Source organism: Aliidiomarina shirensis (assembly GCF_003987345.1).
Classification (GTDB): domain Bacteria; phylum Pseudomonadota; class Gammaproteobacteria; order Enterobacterales; family Alteromonadaceae; genus Aliidiomarina; species Aliidiomarina shirensis.
In genome coordinates this window covers 577,042-597,092 of record NZ_PIPP01000001.1, presented here as the reverse complement: position 1 = coordinate 597,092, position 20,051 = coordinate 577,042, and the positions used below count along the sequence as shown (strand labels likewise).

General features: G+C 46.9%; 12 protein-coding genes. 3 read left to right on the top strand and 9 right to left on the bottom strand.

Translation table 11 applies throughout. The features are described 5' to 3' along the window. Positions 1-177 precede the first annotated feature (177 nt). Positions 178-1,362 (top strand): exonuclease SbcCD subunit D, encoded by a 1,185-nt coding sequence (locus CWE13_RS02675; RefSeq protein WP_126805786.1) that lies wholly within the window; start codon positions 178-180, stop codon positions 1,360-1,362. Further along, the gene (locus tag CWE13_RS02670) at positions 1,359-4,496 is read left to right on the top strand and encodes an AAA family ATPase (protein ID WP_126805785.1); all 3,138 of its coding nucleotides are present in this window, start codon (positions 1,359-1,361) and stop codon (positions 4,494-4,496) included. Before CWE13_RS02675 ends, CWE13_RS02670 begins: the two co-directional genes overlap by 4 nt. 7 nt (positions 4,497-4,503) lie before the next feature. Here CWE13_RS02670 and CWE13_RS02665 read toward each other — a convergent pair whose 3' ends face one another. From CWE13_RS02665 to CWE13_RS02635, 7 genes are all read right to left on the bottom strand, one after another. After that, entirely contained in the window at positions 4,504-5,238 is a 735-nt protein-coding gene (locus CWE13_RS02665) for a hypothetical protein (RefSeq protein WP_126805784.1), read from the bottom strand. A gap of 40 nt (positions 5,239-5,278) precedes the next feature. Beyond that, positions 5,279-5,695 carry a nucleoside diphosphate kinase regulator gene (gene rnk, locus CWE13_RS02660; RefSeq protein WP_126805783.1) on the bottom strand — a complete coding sequence of 139 codons (417 nt, stop codon included), beginning with the start codon at positions 5,693-5,695 and terminating at the stop codon, positions 5,279-5,281. Between the two features lie 220 nt (positions 5,696-5,915). Next, positions 5,916-7,184 carry a DEAD/DEAH box helicase gene (locus CWE13_RS02655; protein WP_126805782.1) on the bottom strand — a complete coding sequence of 423 codons (1,269 nt, stop codon included), beginning with the start codon at positions 7,182-7,184 and terminating at the stop codon, positions 5,916-5,918. Between the two features lie 140 nt (positions 7,185-7,324). Beyond that, on the bottom strand, positions 7,325-8,182 hold the full coding sequence (locus tag CWE13_RS02650) for an EamA family transporter (RefSeq protein WP_126805781.1): 858 nt from the start codon (positions 8,180-8,182) through the stop codon (positions 7,325-7,327). An 87-nt stretch (positions 8,183-8,269) separates the two neighbouring features. Beyond that, positions 8,270-11,347: an efflux RND transporter permease subunit gene (locus CWE13_RS02645; RefSeq protein ID WP_126805780.1), complete on the bottom strand. Its 3,078-nt coding sequence runs from the start codon at positions 11,345-11,347 to the stop codon at positions 8,270-8,272. Next, positions 11,340-14,666 carry an efflux RND transporter permease subunit gene (locus CWE13_RS02640; RefSeq protein ID WP_126805779.1) on the bottom strand — a complete coding sequence of 1,109 codons (3,327 nt, stop codon included), beginning with the start codon at positions 14,664-14,666 and terminating at the stop codon, positions 11,340-11,342. The genes CWE13_RS02645 and CWE13_RS02640 overlap by 8 nt, the downstream gene beginning before the upstream one ends. A 41-nt stretch (positions 14,667-14,707) precedes the next feature. Beyond that, entirely contained in the window at positions 14,708-15,775 is a 1,068-nt protein-coding gene (locus tag CWE13_RS02635) for an efflux RND transporter periplasmic adaptor subunit (protein WP_157980924.1), read from the bottom strand. Positions 15,776-16,107: 332 nt separating this feature from the next. On the opposite strand from CWE13_RS02635, the gene CWE13_RS02630 reads away from it, so the two are divergent. Then, positions 16,108-17,376 carry an O-acetylhomoserine aminocarboxypropyltransferase/cysteine synthase family protein gene (locus tag CWE13_RS02630; RefSeq protein ID WP_126805777.1) on the top strand — a complete coding sequence of 423 codons (1,269 nt, stop codon included), beginning with the start codon at positions 16,108-16,110 and terminating at the stop codon, positions 17,374-17,376. A gap of 113 nt (positions 17,377-17,489) precedes the next feature. Here CWE13_RS02630 and CWE13_RS02625 read toward each other — a convergent pair whose 3' ends face one another. After that, positions 17,490-18,353, bottom strand: coding sequence for a homoserine O-acetyltransferase/O-succinyltransferase family protein (locus CWE13_RS02625; protein ID WP_126805776.1), 864 nt, complete (start codon positions 18,351-18,353; stop codon positions 17,490-17,492). Between the two features lie 169 nt (positions 18,354-18,522). Continuing rightward, a complete protein-coding gene (gene gltA / locus CWE13_RS02620; protein ID WP_126805775.1) occupies positions 18,523-19,803 on the bottom strand; it encodes a citrate synthase in 1,281 nt (426 codons plus the stop codon). Positions 19,804-20,051: the final 248 nt, after the last annotated feature.

Here is a 20,051-nt window from a genome sequence, read left to right as displayed (position 1 = left end):
ATAAAAAGCGGTGGGCGTATCGCGGTGAAAGCGCTATTGTTTTCATCATACGCAGGCGGAAAAAATTGTTAAACTGTTTCTGCAGTTTGCGAGCTACTATTCGATGCATAAGGTTTAGCACTAAAGAACTGCATAGATGCTAAGCAAAAAATCAAAAAATCGGCAAGGAGCAACAGGTTGAAGATTTTACATACCTCAGATTGGCATTTAGGGCGTTATTTTCACCAGCAATCATTGTTGGATGATCAACGTTTTGTATTGGCGCAAATTGAGAAATATGTAGAAGAGCAAAAACCTGATGCCGTTATTGTTGCCGGTGACATCTATGATCGTTCTTTGCCGCCCGGCGAAGCGGTAAAGCTACTTGACGATACGTTGCATACCTTGGTGCATGAGCTGAAAGTGCCGGTGATCATGATCTCGGGTAATCACGATGGTGCCGATCGCTTGGGTTTCGGGGCTCGGCAACTACGACAAGCAGGCTTGAGCATTGTTACCTCGTTTACTGAGATGTTAAACCCAGTTGTACTTCACGATGAGCACGGTGAAGTGGCGGTGTGGTGTATGCCCTACAATGATCCGAATCTAGTGGCTGATTATTTGCAGAAAGAAGTGAAGGGCTATCAGCACGCTCATGAGTTGTTGGTGGCTGAAATCGAACAGGCAAAGGAAGAGCTAGGCTTAACGAAAGCACGGCATATATTGGTTAGCCATTGCTTTTTAGATGGCGGCAGCGAATCAGATTCTGAGCGGCCACTTTCGATTGGTGGCGCTGATAAAGTATCGCCAAAAACCTTTGCTGGTTTTGATTATGTGGCACTTGGTCATTTACATCAGCCTCAGTATAAAAGTGCTGAATATATTCGTTATAGTGGTTCACTGTTGAAATACAGCTTTTCTGAACATCAACAGAACAAAAGTGTAACTTTGGTGGCGTTGGACGAGAAAGGCTTTGCCGGTTTTGAGCTTTTACCGCTAACGGCCAAACGCAACGTTCGGCGCCTATCGGGTAAATTTGAGGAGTTATTGGCCGATGGCAAGCAAGATCCTCAGCGCGATGATTATATTGAAATTACCCTCACCGATACCGATGCAATTCTTGAACCATTAGCGCGCTTACGTGCGGTGTATCCAAATATTCTTGATTTACAAAAAGAGCGTTTTAGCCATCGCTTAGGTGAGGGCGCTTCACTTGCACGTGAACATTTGAAACGTACCGAGCTTGATATGCTGGCTGATTTCTATCAGCAAGTAACGGATGTAGCGCTCTCTGATGAGCAGTTATCGTTAGCCAAGGATTTAATTCGTGAAAGCCTTAAGGAGAGCGTTAACGATTCGAGTTCAGGGAGTGATAAAGCATGAAGCCGTTGTATTTAAAAATGCAAGCATTCGGGCCATTTGCAGGCACCGAAGAAGTGCCGTTTACGGAGCTGGGTGAGAATCCACTTTTTTTGATTAATGGGCCTACTGGTGCGGGCAAAACAAGCTTACTTGATGGCATTAGTTATGCGCTTTATGGCGAAACCACGGGTGATAGAAGTGGCGAGCAAATGCGCTGTGATCACGCTGATTCGAGTACTGAAACCTTGCTGTGTTTTATTTTCCGTTTGGCCGATAAGGTTTATCGCATTGAGCGTTTACCCACACAAACATTGGCAAAGTTACGCGGCGAGGGCGTAACCCAACGGAATGCCAGTGGCAGTATTTGGTTGCTCGAAGAAGATGCAGGGCTCCCACCGCAAGAATGGTCGAGAAAGTTATTGGTGGATAAGAAAATTCGCGAGCTCGATGAGTACGTGAATCAGCTAATAGGCTTAAATGCAAAGCAGTTTCGGCAAGTTGTTGTATTGCCGCAAGGGAAGTTTCGTGAACTGCTTACTGCCAATTCTACGCAGCGTGAAGAAGTGTTTGCGAGTTTATTCCAAACCCAACGATACCAGCTGATTGAAGAGGGTTTTCGGGTAAAAGCGAAAGCACTGCAAAGCCAATATAGCCGGGTAAAAGAGGAAATTTCGGCTATCTATTTGGAAGCTGGCATTACTGCGGATGTTACCGATGAAAGCGGCGATTTTATTGCACGAGAGCAGCAATTAGCCGCTCTGTTGGCAGCTGCAGAAGCGCCCAGAGAAGCGGCTGAAGTTGAGCACAAACGCATAAATCAGCGATATGTTGAAGCTGCACGTAACCTTGATCGCGCCTCCGAGCTGGAAAAACAGTTTACGCGACATGAAGAGTTATTGAGTGAAAAGGAAGCGCTAGATAAGCAAAAACAAGCTATGGCTGAACTTGAGAAGTTACTAGCGCGCGGCAAGAATGCTGCGAAAATTCAACCAATGTGGCAGCGTGTGGCAGATCAACGCCATGCGCTAAAACGCATCGAACGTACTGAAACTGAAGCTGTAGTAGCTGCAAAAAAAGCGCAAACCGAGCATTCGCAAGCGCGCAAAGCATACGAAAAGGCGCAGCAAAAAGCGAACGAGCTGCCGGAATTGCGTGAGCAACTTGGGCCTTTGAAGCGAGCTTTGATAGATGCACAAAAATTACAGCAGGCTCTAAGCGAGCAAGCATTACTTGATAAACGCAAGCAACAAGCACAGGAAAGTGCGGAGGTGAGTGACGCCAAACTTGCTGAAGCCAACACCGAATATAGAGCGGTTGAAAAGGCCATTGATGCGCAAGAAGCGCTGATTGTGGGGCAGGACAATATTGCCGTTAAGCTCGCGCAATTAGAGCCGAAAATAGCTCAGCGCCAAGAGCTTAGCCAGCACCAAGAACGTGAGAAGCAGCTTAAAACAAAGCAATCTAGCGTTCAGGCTGAGGTTGATTCCGCACGTAAGCAATTGCAAGCCGCTGAACGCGAAGAAAAGCAGGCGGTTAGAGGTTGGCACTTAAGCCAGGCTTTGCTGCTTTCACGGGATTTAGCCGATGGTGAACCTTGCATGGTGTGCGGTAGTTTGGAACATCCGGCACTGGCGCACGAGCAAGCGAACAACGCACTAGTTGTAGAACAAGAAACAGTTGAAGCAGCGCAAGCAAATACTGCCCAGCAGCGAGAAACACTGGGCAGTATTGAGCAGACGCTATTGCAAGTGAACACTGAGCTGAGTACTGAACACAAACGCATTAAGGTATTGCAAGTAGCGCTGGGCGAGGCTGCTGAGCAGGATATTAGCGCACTTCAGCAAGAGCGTGATGTGTTGCAGCGGCAAGCCGAGAAAAATGCGCAGCAAAAGCAGGGTTTACAGCAGCAAAAGCTGCGTTTTCGGGAAATCCGAAGCGAGCTTGAGGAGCTTCGTAAGCAACAGCAATTCGCCCAAAGCGCTTTGCAATCAGCGGCTCATGCGGCAGAAGCAAATACAATCCGGGTACAAGAACTAGAACGCGATCTTCCTGAAGATGGACGTAATTCGGTACAAATAGAGCAGAAAATAGCGGATATTAACGACGTTATCGCAAATATTGAAGGAGATCTCGAGCACGCGCGCCAAGCACAAGAGCAGGCGGGCCAGAATGTTAGCAGTGCAGAGGCTGGGTTGAAGCAAACGCAAATGCAGCGTGAAGAGCTGGAAGCAAACGTAGTGAAGGCCGATAAAGCGTGGTTAGAGGCTTTGCAGGCGAGTGAGTTTGCCGATGCAGAGGCGTTCGCGCAGGCGCAACTTACCGCAGAGCAAGAACAGCAATACAGTATGCAGGTGCAAGAGTGGCAACAAAGTGCACAACACAATGCTACGTTGTTGGCGGAATTAGCGCAGGCGATTAAGGGCAAAGACCGCCCCGCGCTCGATACATTAAATGCCGAGCTAAAGGAGCTAGAGGAAAATGTGAGCGCGGCGTTGGAAAAGATGCAGCAACTCAATAATGAATACCAAACCTTACAGAATATAGCGCAACGTTTAAAAGCGAAAGAAGCCAATAGTGCTGAATTATCTGAGCGTTATCAGGTATTGGGTACATTGGCAGATGCGGTTGCAGGGAACAATTCTCAGCGCTTAACCTTACACCGTTTTGTACTTAGCATTTTGCTTGATGATGTGTTGCACGAAGCTTCGGTGCGCTTGGATAAAATGTCGGGGGGGCGATACTTATTGCGCCGTGATCTCTACGTGGCCGATAAACGCTCGGCTGCGGGCCTGAACCTTGTGGTGGACGATGCGTATACCGGGCGAACGCGGCCGGTGAACACTTTGTCTGGGGGGGAAAGTTTTATGGCGGCACTGGCATTAGCGCTTGGCCTTTCCGATGTGGTGCAAAGTTACGCCGGTGGTATTCGTTTAGAAACACTCTTCATTGATGAGGGGTTTGGAAGCCTTGATGAGCATGCGTTAGATGCTGCAATTGCGGTTTTGGCCGAGCTTCGCGCTCATGGTCGAACTATCGGTATTATTTCGCATGTGCGTGAACTGAAGGAGCGTTTGCCCGATCGGATTGATGTATTACGCCATCAAACAGGTAGTCGCACGCAACTGGTTAATCAGGCGAGGGTGAGCGGGCGATAGCGCGCCGTTAGCGCATGTGAATAACTTGATAAGCACAGTTTACAATCGCTTCGGAATGGTCATGGATTGGCGTATAAATATCGGTGGGGCGCATGCCTTGATAGGTGGCTACTTCGCTACGGCGGTGTTGCAGGTGTTGTTCAGAACCATCGGAAAACACTAAGCTTAAAGTTGATTCATGCCAGCGCCAAAGGCCATTTAAATAATGTAGGTTTTGCTCATCATCGGCGTAATAAACGAATTCGAGTTGAAAGCTGCCATCGTTACTAATTTTCAGTAAACCATCTTGTTGTGGGCATTGGGTACTGCGTAGAAACGGGTTTGCGAAACGTTGTTGTTGCGATTCTGGATTGCGAACATAAATACCGATGTTTTTACCAAAATAGGCGTGGTTGCCTTCACCAAAACGCATGCTGTGCACTGAAGCTTGAGTTTTATCTTCGAGTAACGCCTCTAAGCGCTCGAGAAATTGAATATCGCTAAATGCCGGATTAACGGAAATCGTGGTATCAGGGAAGGCCTCGGGTATCTCGATGCGGGTTGTTTCCACAGCATAATCGAGCGTTTCCAATTGCTTGCGAAGCTCCGCTTGCTGCGCTTCGCTATATCCCTCAGTGGTGAGGTACAGCGTTGGAGTGCTGCAGCCGCTTGCTATAAAAGCAGCGGTTATTACTAACCCTGCTGATAAGCGGGTTCTTCCAACACTGCGGCGTTCTGCACTCAAAAAATCATTCTTAAACACAAGAAAAAGCCTCTGAAAAAGAGGCTTTAATAGTAAAAAATTAGCTGGTGAAATCACCATCACGCTCCGGCTGAAATACAATATCAATTACTTCAACGTGGCTTAAACCATGTTGAGTTGGCCATTCAATGGTTTCGCCCACGCGCACGCCGAGAATAGCGCTACCGATGGGTGCAAAAATTGAAATGCTTTCCGCAACGTTAGCAAGATCTTTTGGGTACACCAAGGTTTTTTCGAATTCTTTGTTGGTTTCTACAATGCGAAAACGCACGCGCGAATTCATGGTGACGACGTCAGCCGGAATTTCTTGCGGCTTCACTACTTTTGCTCGCCCTAGTTCAGTTTCTAGCGCCGCTACTTGCTTGCTTAAGCCGGGCGTTTTTTCAATCAGTGATTCAATTCGAATAACATCGAGCTCAGATAAAATAAGTGTTGGTTGAACATTTGGTTCTGGCATTCTAATTCTCCAAAGGCAGCACTGCTGAGTGTTGCCAAATTGCATGCTGGTTTAGGCTGTTAGTTACAAAGGCGATAAGCCATAGGCATAATAAAAAACCGCCCGATTAAATCAGGCGGCTTGAATAAAACGTATACTCTATTTATGGCGTTTATTTTACTAAAATGCAAGCGCAAAAGTGCGTGTTAAAGTAAAAGCCGGTTGCTTGCTAGCGATTGCCTTAGCTTCTTCCGCCTTGGCTACGGTTACCCGAGCGAGCACCACCGGAACCACCAGGCCTTCCTGAACCTTGAGCACGGCCACCGCGTTGCTGGCCACCCCGTGCGGGTTTAGGCGCTGGCTTGGCTTTGGATAAATCAACTTTGGTAAAGCCTTCTAAATATTGCTGTGGAATCTCTTGTTTAATTAAGCGTTCAACAGCCTTAAGCAGTTTCACTTCATCGCCTTCAACCAGCGAAATCGCATTACCACTGGCACCTGCGCGGCCCGTGCGGCCGATACGGTGAACGTAATCTTCCGCAACTTGGGGGAGATCATAGTTCACTACAAATGGCAGCTGATCAATATCGAGGCCGCGTGCCGCAATATCAGTGGCTACGAGAATTTGTACCTTACCGGTTTTAAATTCGTGCAGGGCTTTGGTACGCGCGCCTTGGCTTTTGTTACCATGAATAGCGGTAGCTAGAAAGCCGCCTTTATCGAGCTGCTTAACTAACCGATTTGCGCCATGTTTGGTACGGCTAAATACCAGCACCTGAGGCAGATCCAGTTGGCGCAACAAGGCCATGAGCATATTTGGTTTATCCGCTTTTAAAACCGGATAAATAACCTGTTCAACACGCTCAGCAGTGGTGTTGCGCGGGCTTACCGATATTTCTACTGGATCGTTCACTAAGCCTTTTGCGAGATCACGAATCTCATCCGAGAATGTGGCGGAAAACAACAAATTCTGACGTTTCGGTGGCAAGGCTTTGATGATGCGCTTGATATCATGAATAAAGCCCATATCGAGCATGCGATCGGCTTCATCTAAAACAAGAATTTCTAACTTTGGAAAGCGTACTGCGTTTTGCTGATAAAGATCGAGCAAGCGGCCTGGGGTAGCCACTAAAATATCAACGCCTCGGCGCAGTTTCATCATTTGTGGATTGATTTTCACGCCACCAAACACAACCGCAGAGCTTAATTTTAAGCCTTTTGCGTAGGTTTCAACGCTTTCGCCCACTTGTGCCGCTAGCTCGCGGGTAGGGGTAAGAATCAGCACGCGCGCTTCATTTGGCTTTGCGCGTTCGCCATCTTTTAGGATTTCCAACATCGGCAAGGTGAAACCAGCTGTTTTTCCTGTACCGGTTTGCGCAGCGGCCATTACATCGCGGCGCGCGAGCACTGCGGGAATAGCTTGTTCTTGAATTGGTGTTGGCGTGGTATAGCCTTCGGCTTGCAAGGCTTCGAGAATAGTGGCGCAAAGGCCCAGAGAAGCAAAACTCATTAAATACAAAATCTCTTTGGTGAGTGCGAGCGCTGAGAATGTCTTGGCTCCGCCCGCTGCGAAAGGCTCAAATGAACCTTTCAAAACAGCGGCAAGGATACAGTAGAAGCAGAACTAGCGCAATCAAGAGGCGCCTTTGCTTAGGGCTTGCTGAGGGAGTTTCGTGAGGTAAGCCAAACGGCAAAAAGAATAATGGCGCCGCCAAAAATTAGCGAACCCCATTGCACGTTTTGCCCCCATAAAATGAAGTTTACCAGCAAACCTGCGGGTATCAGGGCATTGTTCATTGTTGCGAGTTGGCCAATGTTTACTTTTTTACTGGCAATGCTCCACGCTAAATAGCCAACACCAGAAGCGCCAAAGCCCAACCATAATAAAACTGACCAATGTACCCATGTGCTAGGTAAACGGCTGTAATCAGCGAATAACAGCATACCAATGCCGGATACGAGGGTGGCACCAAGGAAGAATAATGCATACACGCCAATTTGCTGTTTGGCCTTACCCAGCGGTAAGCGTTTGTATGCCACTTGACCCGTAGCAAAGCAAATATTTGCCGCTTGGATGAGCAAGAACCCGGTAATAAATTCGCTACTCAGGCCTTTATAGCGAATTAACCCGGCGCCGAGCACCGAAAGCGCGGCAGCTAACCACCAGATTCTTGGCAACGGTTTTCGGTTTAAGAGCAATTCATCAATTAAGGTGATGTAGAGCGGGGTGAAAATTGTAAAGAGCAATACTTCTGCCACGCTAAGATAGAGAAATGCATGATAAAGCAGCAGATACATCAGGCCGATCTGAATGCCACCTATGATCATTAAACGCACACGAATAGGGGCAGAAACGTTTTTTAATTTTAGGAAGGGTAGCAACAATCCCAGAGCCAGAATCATGCGAATGAATACCGCAATATAGGCATCAACATCGCGCGATAAATACTCTCCTATTAAGGAGAAGCTGAACGCCCATACGATAGTGATTAAAATTAATACTGGCATGCGGTTACTCCAAAACAACCATGTAGCGCCCTGAATGTTCAGGCCGCTACATGGTTTTAATTTAATTACATGGGCTAACTGGACGTGTTAGTTTGCGTGCTGTTTTCGGCTACGCAGCGGTTTGCTTGAACGTTCCCACACCATGCCCCAATGCGAGCGCCAGTATAACAGGCGGCTGTATGCATGAGGAACGAAGTATAAACTAGTTAGTGTACTAAATGCTAAACCGCTAATAATGGTAATGGCCATAGGTGTGTAGGGAGGGCCATCGCCACCTATCTGGGTATCCCCCAATGCAAGCGGAACCATGCCGAGAATAGTGGTCGCTACGGTCATTAAAATCGGGCGCAGGCGACGAGAGGCCGCTTCAAGAATAGCTTCTTCTAAGGCTACGCCCTCATCAATGAGCTGATTTATGGCATCAACTAAAACAATGCCGTTATTCACCACAATCCCCATTAAAATCAGCATGCCGATAAGGGCCATCATTTCAATACCATTGCCGGTAAGCCAAAGCCCCCAAAATACACCGGTGATTGCCAAGATAAGCGAACCAATAACGGCAGAAGGCAGCAACAATGATTCAAATAGTGCGGCCATCACCATATACACCATCGCTACCGCTAACAGCATATTCACTAACATAATTGAGTTTTGCCGTTGCTGGGCTTGGAAACCACCATCGAGGCTCCAGCGGTAGCCATCGGGCAATTGTACATTCGCCATGACGTTGTTAATCGCTGTGCGCGCTTCTGACATGGAGATTTCGTTCAAATTAGCGTTAATACGTACGGCTGTTTGCCGATCAAATCGACGGATGTTACCGAGCTGTTCAACTTCCTCGATGCTGGCAATTTGATTCAAGTGAATGAGCGTATTATCAACGCGAGCCACTACCATTCGTTGTAATTCCGGGAGTGAAAGGCTGAAATACTCGGGGAACATTACGCGAATACGCATATCGCCTTCTGGGTTATGCCGGAATGAGCGTAGGTTATTGCCGCGCAGCGCCACACCAATTTGTTCGGCAACTTGATTGGCGTTTAAGCCAAAGCGCTCAGCCTGCTCGCGGTCGATTCGAATGCGCAGTTCGTTTTTAGCGTTGCTGGTAGCCGTTTGCACATCTTCCAAACCTTCAATACTTTGCAATACCGGAATTAAATCATCTGCTATCGCTTCTAGTTCTTGGGTTGAACGACCTTGCAGCGTGATTTGAACACCGCTGTTATCGCCACCACGGAAACCAAATACTGGCTCACTGCGCGGAAGCGGTGGCATGTTCTCGCGCACCCGGCGTTGAATTTCTGCCACAGAAAGTGTGCGATCAGGTTTTAACAGCAGAGTGGACATAGCGTAGCCCGGCGTATAATAGCTATACACATGTTCAAGCTCGAACTCGTCTTTGTTGGCATACAAGTAGGTTTCAAGTGCTGTGACTTCACGCTCAACTTCCTCGAGTTTGTATTGGTCAGTAATGTGATAGTTAATAAACAACCGATCGTTATACGCTACGTCAGTTTCATCGTTGCCAAGATTTGACCTAGGTATATAAGTGCTAGCCATGATGAGTAACGTTAAAAGGGTAGTGAGCACGGGATGGCGATGCGACCAACGCAAACTATTTAAATACCCGCGTTTGAAGCGCCCAGGTTTTGGCGGCTCAGCCGATATTTTCATTTTGATTTTGCTAAGTAACATCGGAATCAGTGTTTGCGCGATAAGCAGTGACGCAAGTAGTGATATACAAATTGAAACCGCTACATGCTCAAGAAAAATAGTAATTTGATCGGTTTCACCAAAAATATTTGGTAAGAACACAATTGCTGTGGTGAATGTTCCCGCGATAATCGCTAATGAAACTCGGCTTGCGCCGGCAATCACTGTTTCTTTGTCTTGAATTTTTCCGGTTGCTTGTTGCTCAAGTTGGATACTTTCGGTAACCACCACAGCGTTATCGATGAGCATGCCCACGGCGAGCATTAATCCCATCATCGAAAGAATATTTAAGCTATACCCGAGTAGATACATGACGCCAAGGGTAAGGCAAATGGCGATAGGTACTGAAACCACGATAATCAAAGTAGTGCGCCAATCACGCAAAAACAGATACAACACAATAATCGATAGCAAGGCGCCGAAACCACCCGCTTTGAGCAAATCACTTAGCGATGTGGTAACACTCTCAGCGGTGTTATCCATCATCATTAAATTGATACCGGAAAATTCTGGTGATCGTGAAACATCATCAATGAGCAGGCTGGCCGCACGGGCCACATCAACCAAGTTGGCGCTTGATTCTTTAAATATATCTAAGCCGATAGCAAAGCTTTGATTAAAGCTGCGTCCGTCTGTTGCGCGCGGCAATTCATAGCTCACTGTGGCAAGGTCGCCCAAGGTTAAATCAGGGGTGATAGGCAAGGTACGGATATCATCTAAGTTGCGATATTCTCCGGCAGGCTTTACTAGAATACGATCGTAATCGGTTTCTAGGTAACCAGCCGACATGGTGAAGTTCGCTTGATTTAGAATTGTTGTAATCGCACTTACGGTAAGGCCGGTAGCGCTGAGTGATTCGGGGTTGAGGCGAATCATGATTTCTCGTTGTTGGACACCATAAAGGCTAACGCGCGAGACACCTTCAACACGCTCCAACGGCTGTTTTAACTGGCGGTTGAGAAGCTCCCACGCCATCGACAGATCTTGGTCGCTCGAAATCCGCAGTTGCATAACGGGCATATCTTCGGTGTTAAACTGAAAAATAAAAACCCGCTCAACATCATCAGGTAGCAAGTGCCGCATGCTTTCTACGCGTTCACGTGCTTCAATACTGCGTGCAGAAACGCTATCTTTCCAAGCGAAATTAAGTACCACATCGGCGCCATTTTCACCGGATGATGACCGCATTTCTTCAATACCGGGCAGGGTAGCCAAGGCTTCTTCTAACGGCCGAGTAATCAAACGTTCTACTTCCGCTGGCGTAGAGCTGCGATAGGGCACGTTCACTACTATTTGCGGTATATCAATACCAGGAAACTTCTCCAACGGCAGCATGCGGCTGGACACTAGGCCTAGAATTAAAAAACTGAGAAAAAACATGCATACCGTTACTGGCCGTTTCAACGCGAAGCTGGCTAATGGCGCACTGAGTTCTGATATTTTACTCATGAGTGCCCCCGCTAACTTCGGTGCGAGTATTTTCTGCAGTAATAGCGTTAAAATTTTTCCGATCGAACAACTGATACACGAGCGGAATAAATAGCAACGTAAGGAGGGTTGCAAACAACAAGCCACTAATTACGGCAATGGCCATGCTGGCACTTAGTTCAGCGCCTTCACCGATGCCTAAAGCTAATGGTAAGAGGCCAAGAACAGTGGTGAGTGTGGTCATCAATATAGGGCGTAAACGCTGTGCCGCAGCCTGTTGAATTGCCTGTAGCTTGTTAATGCCTTCGGTGCGCAGCTGATTAATGCGATCGATAAGCACGATGGCGTTATTCACCACGATACCGGCCAGCATAATGAGGCCGATGAACACTACAACGCTTAACGGTGTATTGGTTAACCACAAGCCAACAATGGAGCCTGCTGCGGCCAAAGGCACCGAGAACATAATCAATAGTGGATGGCCGAAACTTTCGAACTGTGAAGCCATTACCAAGTACACTAGGAACACGGCTAAACCGAGGGCCAGTAGCAATGAATTATATGATTGCTCAAGCAATTCACTTTGGCCGCCGATATTCGCGGTCACACCTGGCGCTAAGCGTACTTCACTAATGATCTGCTCAAGCTTAGCTTGTGCGGAACGTAAATCACCTGCAGCACTGGCGCTAATCAATGCTACTCGCTGCTGTGATAAACGGGTGATTTCGCTTGGGCCTACGGTGCTGCGAATTTCAGCTACAGCCGAAAGCGGTAACTCAACTTCGCTTCCTGGGTTGATAATAAGCTGTGAAACCAGATTTGGATCTTGGCGTACGTGATCAGGCAAGCGCACGCGAATATCAATTTGCCGGTCTTGCAAGCTATATTGAGTGGCAATCTGGCCGCCAATTTGAGTGCTAATAACCCGGGCTACATCAGGGGCGGTTAAGCCTACCCAAGATAAACGCGCATGGTCGAAAATAATTTCGAGCTCAGGCTGGCCACGTGTTAAGCCGTTGCGCACATCAGTAAATGCTGGATCTTCTTCTAAACGCGTGGCAATTTGCTCGGCGTTATCCAGTAACCGATCCAGTTCATAGCCGTAAAGCTCAACTACCATAGGCATATCGATACTCACCAGCTCTGGGAAATCGATACGAGCTTGCACATCCGGTTGTTGATCTAAATAGCGTCGTAATTCACTGATAAGTTCATCGCGAAGCTCTGGCGTAACGGTTGCTTTGGTAACGACATGGAATCGGCCCCAAAAATCGCCACCTTGGTTCGCTTGCACTTGCATTAATGAACCTGAACCAGCAACTGAGTAGGTGCGTTCTACGCGGCTATCATGGCTTAAATGCGTTGCTACACTCGCTAAGAACTCATCAGTACGGGCAATTGGGGTGCCACGCGGAAGTTCGATATCGACAAAGAATTCACGTTGCTCCATTTGCGGGATAAGTTCGGCACCTAAGCGGGGTACTAGTGCGAAACAAGCAATAGTAAGGGCGGCAAACAAGGAGAAAAATAACCACGGTTTGTTCTGCATGCGATTAAGGCTGCCGGAATGGGCTTTACCCACACTGGCTAGCATTTTATCGAAAACGTAGATAATAGGCCGTGCTAGCCAGCCCAGAACCGTAGCGATAGCGCCAAATATCACACGAAATATGCGAATAACGAATAGTGGTATCCAATAAAAGATGGTTTTCCAAACCATTCGAAATGGCCAGCCCAGCCAGAACAACACACCACGGCGGGTTGGGGGCGCTGTGGGTGTTGTTGGCTGAGTGGTTTGTTGCGCAAGTTGTTGCTCTTGGGCTTCTTGATAGTGCTTCCGGAATTGGCGGCTAGCCAACATTGGAATAAGCGTTAGAGCAACGAAAAGCGATGCGATTAAGGCAAAACTGACGGTTAGTGCTTGATCGGTAAACAGCTGGCCAGCCATGCCACTCACGAATACCAAGGGCACGAACACGGCTAATGTGGTGAGAGTTGCGGCTACAACTGCGCCGGTTACTTCTTGGGTACCGATGATGGCGGCGGTACGGCTATCTTCGCCTAGGTGCTTACGCCGATCGATATTTTCCAATACCACAATGGCATTATCTACTAACAATCCAACGGCTAGGGCAATACCGCCTAACGACATTAAGTTCAGGCTTAAGCCGCCCATAAACATAAATAAGAAGGTAGCCACGATGGATACGGGGATGGCCAAAGAAATAATAATAGTTGGGCCAATTTTACGCAGAAATAACAAGATAACCCCCATGGCCAATAAGCCACCGAAAAGCGCATTTTGTTTAACTGCTGAAATAGCGTTACGAATAAATGTTGATTGATCAGAAAGCAATTCAATACTGTAATCAGCCGGTAATTGCTTATTAAGCTGCGGTAACCGGGCGCGCACTGCATCAGCTACGGTTACCGTATTTGCATCACCTTCGCGGTATAGATTCAGCTCAATCGATTCGCGGCCGTTTACTCGGCTAATGGCGGTACGATCTTTATGGCCACTGCGTACCTGGGCTATATCTTTAAGTTGAATAGGGGTGCCATCGCGGCTGGCGATATAGATATTTTCCATATCCTCAAGCGATCGAAATTGGTTAACGGTGCGTACCAAAAACTCTTGGGTGCCGGTTTCAATACGGCCCCCGGATTGGTTCATGTTCTCGGCCCGTAACCGATTAATAATGGTTTGCATATCAATGTTCAATTGGCCGATACGATACTCATCAACCAAAATTTGTACTTCATCTTCATAACCGCCACCCGTGCGAACAGCGGCCACACCAGGAATACTCTCTACTTGGCGTTTGAGTTCATCATCGGCGTAACGGCGCAATTCTTGTAATTGCCACGGGCTGCCATTACTCGCCTCACGGTTTAGAGCGAGGCGCATAATAGGCTCGAGGTTCGGGTTAAAACGCAGAAGTGTTGGTTTCTCGATATCGAGCGGTAGCATCACCATATCGAGTTTTTCACGAATATCGATACCGGCGAAATCCATGTTGGTACCCCAAACGAATTCGAGGACGATATCGGATTGGCCTGAACGTGCATACGACGTAATAGTGCGCACGCCTTTTACGGTACCAAGTGTTTCTTCAATAGGGCGGTTAATGAGCTGTTCAATTTCGCTTGGTGCTGCACCGGCGTATACGGTGCGAACCGTCAGCGTAGGGTAACTTAAATCAGGTAACAGGTTTACTGGTAACCGGCCCAAGCCAACGAAACCAAACAAAACGATGGCTAGCGTAAACATAATAATGGTTACTGGACGGCGCACGGCGAGTGCGGCAATACCTTTTCGTGAAGGATTTGATGCGTTCATGAGAATGCTTCCTTGAATTATTGTTGTTAGGTGGCTGTGATTTAAAGTTCAATCACTTCCAGTAACGCATCATTTCGCAGGGTATTTTGTCCGGTAACAATTAATTGCATACCAGTATCCAACCCTTCCGTTATTTCAATCCAACCGTTTTCGCGAATGCCGGTAGTAACCGCTAGGCGCTGCGCTTTATTTTCGTTGGCAATAAACACATAGCTGGCTTGATCCACGTTCACTAGGGCGTGGTGAGGAATGCGAACAACATTATGTTTTTGCGCATAGTGAAGGTTTACCCGAGTAAACATACCGGCGCGAAGGTTTTGCTCGGCATTCGGAATCGAGAGCACCACCCGGAATGTACCGGAAGTAGCATCAACCACGGTGCTTACGCGAGTAACTTGCGCTGAAATGTTGTTGTGATTGCCTGCACCTTGTAATTCTAAATCGGCTTCTTGCCCAGCTTTAATGCTGGCAAGTGCATGCTCTGGTAAGTTTACTGTGGCGCGCAGTGTAGTGTCGTTCACAATATGGAACAGTGCTTTTTGCTGATAGGCCTGAATCATGTTGCCTGTTTTCACGAAACGTTCGGCGATATGACCAGAAATGGGCGCGCGAATCACGGCTTCCGATAAATCCAACTCCGCAATTTGTAATTGTGCTGAAAGCGCATCATGTCGAGATTGTAACCGTTCAACTTGTTCGGTACTGATCATTTGTTGGCCTGCAAGCTGGCGCATACGCTCTAGTTCTTGCGATACACCCCGTAATTCCGCAGCTATTTGATCGCGGCTATACCGATAACGTGAAGACTCCAAGCGCACTAATGCTTGCCCTTGTTCTACGAAATCACCTTCTTCTACCAAAATATCTTCTACGATGCCGCTTACTCGGGCGATAACATCGGTTTCTTCTTCGGCTTCGAGGATAGCGCTGGCCTGAATGCTAGCCCGCACGGTTCCTTGTGCAACGCTTACAACTTCAACCGGAACGCCGCGTTCAGTTTCTACTGGTGCCGATTCAACGGTGTTGGTGCTACCGGCGTTACCACAGCCTGAAAGGGCAACAGGGATCGTGAGAAGTAAAATAAAGGTTTTAAGATTAAAGGTGCTCATTTGGTTTAGTTCCATTAATTAATTTAACACTACACTTCAACATAACCTTTACAATGCGAAATCCATGCCAATCTATGTAACTCGTTGTTTTTAAGGTATTTGCTGCTTTTTTCAGATATTTACTGAATATTTAAATGGCGAATTTATCACAAGTTTTAAGAACATTTAGTGAATTTCACCATCCTTCGCGCCACGAGGTTAGGTTTATGCGTTCAATGCCAAGAAAAAATATCCAGCTCATATATAGACATTTAGACGTCTAAACATATAGAATTCCAAATCATAGTGATAAACCAGCCGCAATTTTGAAAATAGATTTGGAGAAGAACCTTATGCGCTTAGAAACATTGGCCCTACATCATGGTTATACCGCAGATGAAACTACTCGTGCCGCCGCGGTACCCATTTACCAAACAACGTCGTTTACGTTTAAAGATACGCAGCACGGGGCAGATCTATTTGATTTGAAAGTTGAGGGCAACATTTATTCGCGGATCATGAACCCCACGAACGCGGTGTTAGAACAGCGTATTGCTGAAATTGAAGGCGGCGTTGGTGCCTTAGCGCTCGCTTCTGGAATGGCGGCTACAGCCTATACTATTCAAACTATTACCAGTGCTGGCGATAATATCGTGAGTATTAGCCAGCTGTATGGTGGTACTTACAATTTCTTCGCCCATTCACTTCCACACCAAGGCATTGATGTACGCTTCGCCGATGCAGATGATTTCGAAGGTATTGCTGCACTAATTGATGAGCGAACCAAACTGTTATTCTGCGAATCGATAGGTAATCCAGGAGGCAATATTGTTGATTTGCAAAAGCTTGCTGATATTGCCCACGCGCATGGTATTCCGTTGGTAGTGGATAATACCGTAGCTACCCCAGTTCTATGCCGACCATTTGAGCATGGTGCGGATATCGTGGTGCACTCACTCACAAAGTATATTGGTGGCCATGGCACTACTATTGGTGGCGTTATCGTGGATAGCGGTAAGTTTGATTGGGCGGCGCAACCGCAGCGTTATCCGCAGCTGAACCAACCTGATCCTTCATATCATGGGGTAGTGTTTACCGAAGCGTTAGGTGAGGCCGCGTTTATCGGTAGGGCGAGGGTGGTGCCGTTACGAAATACTGGGGCAGCACTTTCGGCGCAAAGTTCTTTTAATTTGCTCCAAGGGCTGGAAACCTTGGCGCTACGTGTTGAACGCCATTGTGAAAACGCGCAAAAAGTTGCCGAATATCTTTCTCAACACCCGCAAGTAACCTGGGTTAAATATGCGGGTTTGCCGAACGATAAATACCATCAATTAGCGCAAAAAATTAGCTCGGGTAAAGCCTCTGGAATTCTTAGTTTTGGCATAAAAGGTGGATTACCGGCAGCGGTTAAGTTCATTGATTCACTACAGCTATTCTTACGTTTGGTGAATATTGGTGATGCAAAATCGCTCGCCTGTCATCCAGCCTCAACAACGCATCGACAACTCTCGGCGGAAGAACTGAGTAAAGCGGGTGTGAGTGAGGATTTAATCCGGCTTTCGATTGGCATAGAGCATATTGACGATATTATTGCAGATATAGCGCAAGCGCTTTCAGCCTAAACGCAGATAGCTTAAGGCTATCCCTAATGACGACGTGAGTTGGCCGCGCAGTGAGGAATATTTTACTGCACGGCCATCGGTTAGTTGCTATCAGTTAGTTGCTTATGGTGAGCTTACTTTAACCAATAATTAATCCAGTTTTGCAACAGTTTGCTGCCATCTTCTTGCCAATGCGGTAAAGGGAGTTCAAAGGTTTCGCTATCAACAAAATAGTATTCGGGCGGCAAAGGTTCTATTCCTTTTTGAAACTCGCGCTTAAATTCCTTTTGTAGCGTATCGGCTTCATATTCCGGGTGCCCAAAGATATATGCACGGCGGCGCGGCTCATCAACGGCATAAAATGCGCCGGCATTTGGCGCTTGCATAAGAACCCTAACTTCTGGATGGGCAAATAGCTGGGTTTGCCGCGCTTCAGCAAAGCGTGAGTGTGGAAACTGGACGCCAGGCTCCATATGTTCGATAAGCGCATGGCGACGAATTATTCGGTGTTCATAGATGCCGCTAATCTTTCGGCCACGTAAACGCCTTGGAATATTATAGTAATGATGTAAGGCGGCATTAGCAGCCCAACAAGAATAAAGTGTGGCTGTTGCATAGTAGGAGCACATATCGAACACTTCTTTTAGCTCATCCCAATACGGAACTTGCTCATATTCTTTATGGCCCAAAGGCGCACCCGTAATTAATAACCCATCGAAATCACTTTCCAGTGTTAGCGGCTCATAAAACTGAACAAGATGCTTCACTTCCGCTGTTTTCGGACGCCACGACGATAGGCGAAGAAAATGAATTTCTACGGTATCTTTTAAGTTGGCAAATAGGCGTAACCAGTGGCGCTCTGTTTCGGCGTGATTTGGCATTAAATTAAGAATACCAATGGAATACTTCCCTTTTTTCTGAGGCGCATAGCTTACTGCAAGCCCTTCAGCTTGCAGTTCTTGAATTGCCGGCAGCGGCCGATGCAGAATTACTGGCATGTTCGCGTAGATTCCTAAAAGCGTTATTCACAACATAAATAGATAATGGATGATGACATTAGTGAATATTATCGGCAATAGTGTAGAGATCTGGAGTAGGTTTTACGAATTTAATTTACAAAAAAGCCGCTCAACGGTATCGCTGAGCGGCTGTTTCTTTATGGCTACTTTATTTTTTTATAGCTGAAAAATCGCGCTGTGCTTCGCCAGTGTATAGTTGACGAGGACGGCCGATTTTTTGGCTTGTTTCACTCAACATTTCATGCCAATGTGAAATCCAACCAACGGTGCGTGATAGTGCGAAAATCACGGTGAACATATTCGTTGGAATGCCAATCGCTTTCAAAATAATACCTGAGTAGAAATCTACGTTCGGGTATAGTTTCTTCTCTACGAAGTATGGGTCTTCAAGCGCGATACGCTCAAGTTCCATGGCAACGTCGAGTAGTGGATCATTAATGTTTAAATCGCTTAAAACTTCGTGGCAAGTTTCACGCATTACTTTGGCGCGTGGATCGAAGTTTTTGTATACGCGATGGCCGAAGCCCATTAAGCGGAACGGGTCGTTTTTGTCTTTCGCTTTCTCAATAAATTCAGGAATGCGGTCAACAGAACCAATTTGTGCCAACATTTTCAAACATGCTTCGTTCGCACCGCCATGCGCAGGGCCCCATAATGATGCAACACCAGCGGCGATACATGCATAAGGATTCGCGCCAGAAGAGCCAGCTAGGCGAACGGTAGACGTTGATGCGTTTTGCTCATGGTCAGCATGCAGGGTAAAGATACGATCCATTGCTTTAGCAACAACTGGGTTAATCTCGTAATCTTCAGCAGGTACTGAGAACATCATGTTTAAGAAGTTTTCTGAGTAGCTCAGGGTATTCTTCGGATACACAAAAGGCTGACCAACATTGTGCTTGTAACACATAGCAGCAATTGTTGGGATTTTCGCGATCAAGCGGTATGCACTGCGCACGCGCTGTTTCGAATCGGCGATGTTCAAATCATCATGGTAAAACGATGATAGGGCGCCTGTTACCGCACAAAGCATTGCCATTGGATGCGCATCACGACGGAAACCACCAAAAAACTCATGGATACCTTGATGAACCATAGTGTGATTGGTAATGGTTTCTTTGAACTCAGAGTATTCTTCAGCAGTAGGTGCCTCGCCATGAATTAACATGTAGCACACTTCTAAGTAATCAGCTTCAGTTGCTAATTGATCGATTGGGTAGCCGCGGTGTAATAAAACACCATTCTCACCGTCGATATAAGTGATCTTCGATTCACACGAGCCTGTAGCGAGAAAGCCTGGATCGAAAGTAAAGTAACCGTGCTTGCCTAAGGTCCGTACATCTATTACATCGTGACCGGCGGTTCCAGAAAGAACCGGCAGCTCGATACTGTTGCCATCGATTTGAATAGTGGCTTTACGCTCAGCCATGGAAATCTCCTTTTATTCGGTGCGAGTGGTCTAAAAAAGTGCGCTAGTTTTACTTGATTTAGGGGTGGTTTGTCAATTTTACGTAAGGATTAGCATAATGGATGTGCAATGTTACGAACTTACTACTTTAGTCTAGTTGAATTACTTAATGCATGATTGTAAGCCAGATTTTAACAGGGTTTTAACTTATCCGCTGAACCATATTTAAGCACAGTGAGTAATTGTAATTGTGTGCAGTGGTAGATATA

Coding starts and splice junctions, on each gene's coding strand:
- CWE13_RS02670 (WP_126805785.1), top strand. CDS start 1,359: ATGAAGCCGTTGTATTTAAAAATGCAAGCATTCGGGCCATTTGCAGGC.
- rnk (WP_126805783.1), bottom strand. CDS start 5,695: ATGCCAGAACCAAATGTTCAACCAACACTTATTTTATCTGAGCTCGAT.
- CWE13_RS02655 (WP_126805782.1), bottom strand. CDS start 7,184: ATGAGTTTTGCTTCTCTGGGCCTTTGCGCCACTATTCTCGAAGCCTTG.
- CWE13_RS02650 (WP_126805781.1), bottom strand. CDS start 8,182: ATGCCAGTATTAATTTTAATCACTATCGTATGGGCGTTCAGCTTCTCC.
- CWE13_RS02645 (WP_126805780.1), bottom strand. CDS start 11,347: ATGAGTAAAATATCAGAACTCAGTGCGCCATTAGCCAGCTTCGCGTTG.
- CWE13_RS02640 (WP_126805779.1), bottom strand. CDS start 14,666: ATGAACGCATCAAATCCTTCACGAAAAGGTATTGCCGCACTCGCCGTG.
- CWE13_RS02635 (WP_157980924.1), bottom strand. CDS start 15,775: ATGAGCACCTTTAATCTTAAAACCTTTATTTTACTTCTCACGATCCCT.
- CWE13_RS02630 (WP_126805777.1), top strand. CDS start 16,108: ATGCGCTTAGAAACATTGGCCCTACATCATGGTTATACCGCAGATGAA.
- CWE13_RS02625 (WP_126805776.1), bottom strand. CDS start 18,353: ATGCCAGTAATTCTGCATCGGCCGCTGCCGGCAATTCAAGAACTGCAA.
- gltA (WP_126805775.1), bottom strand. CDS start 19,803: ATGGCTGAGCGTAAAGCCACTATTCAAATCGATGGCAACAGTATCGAG.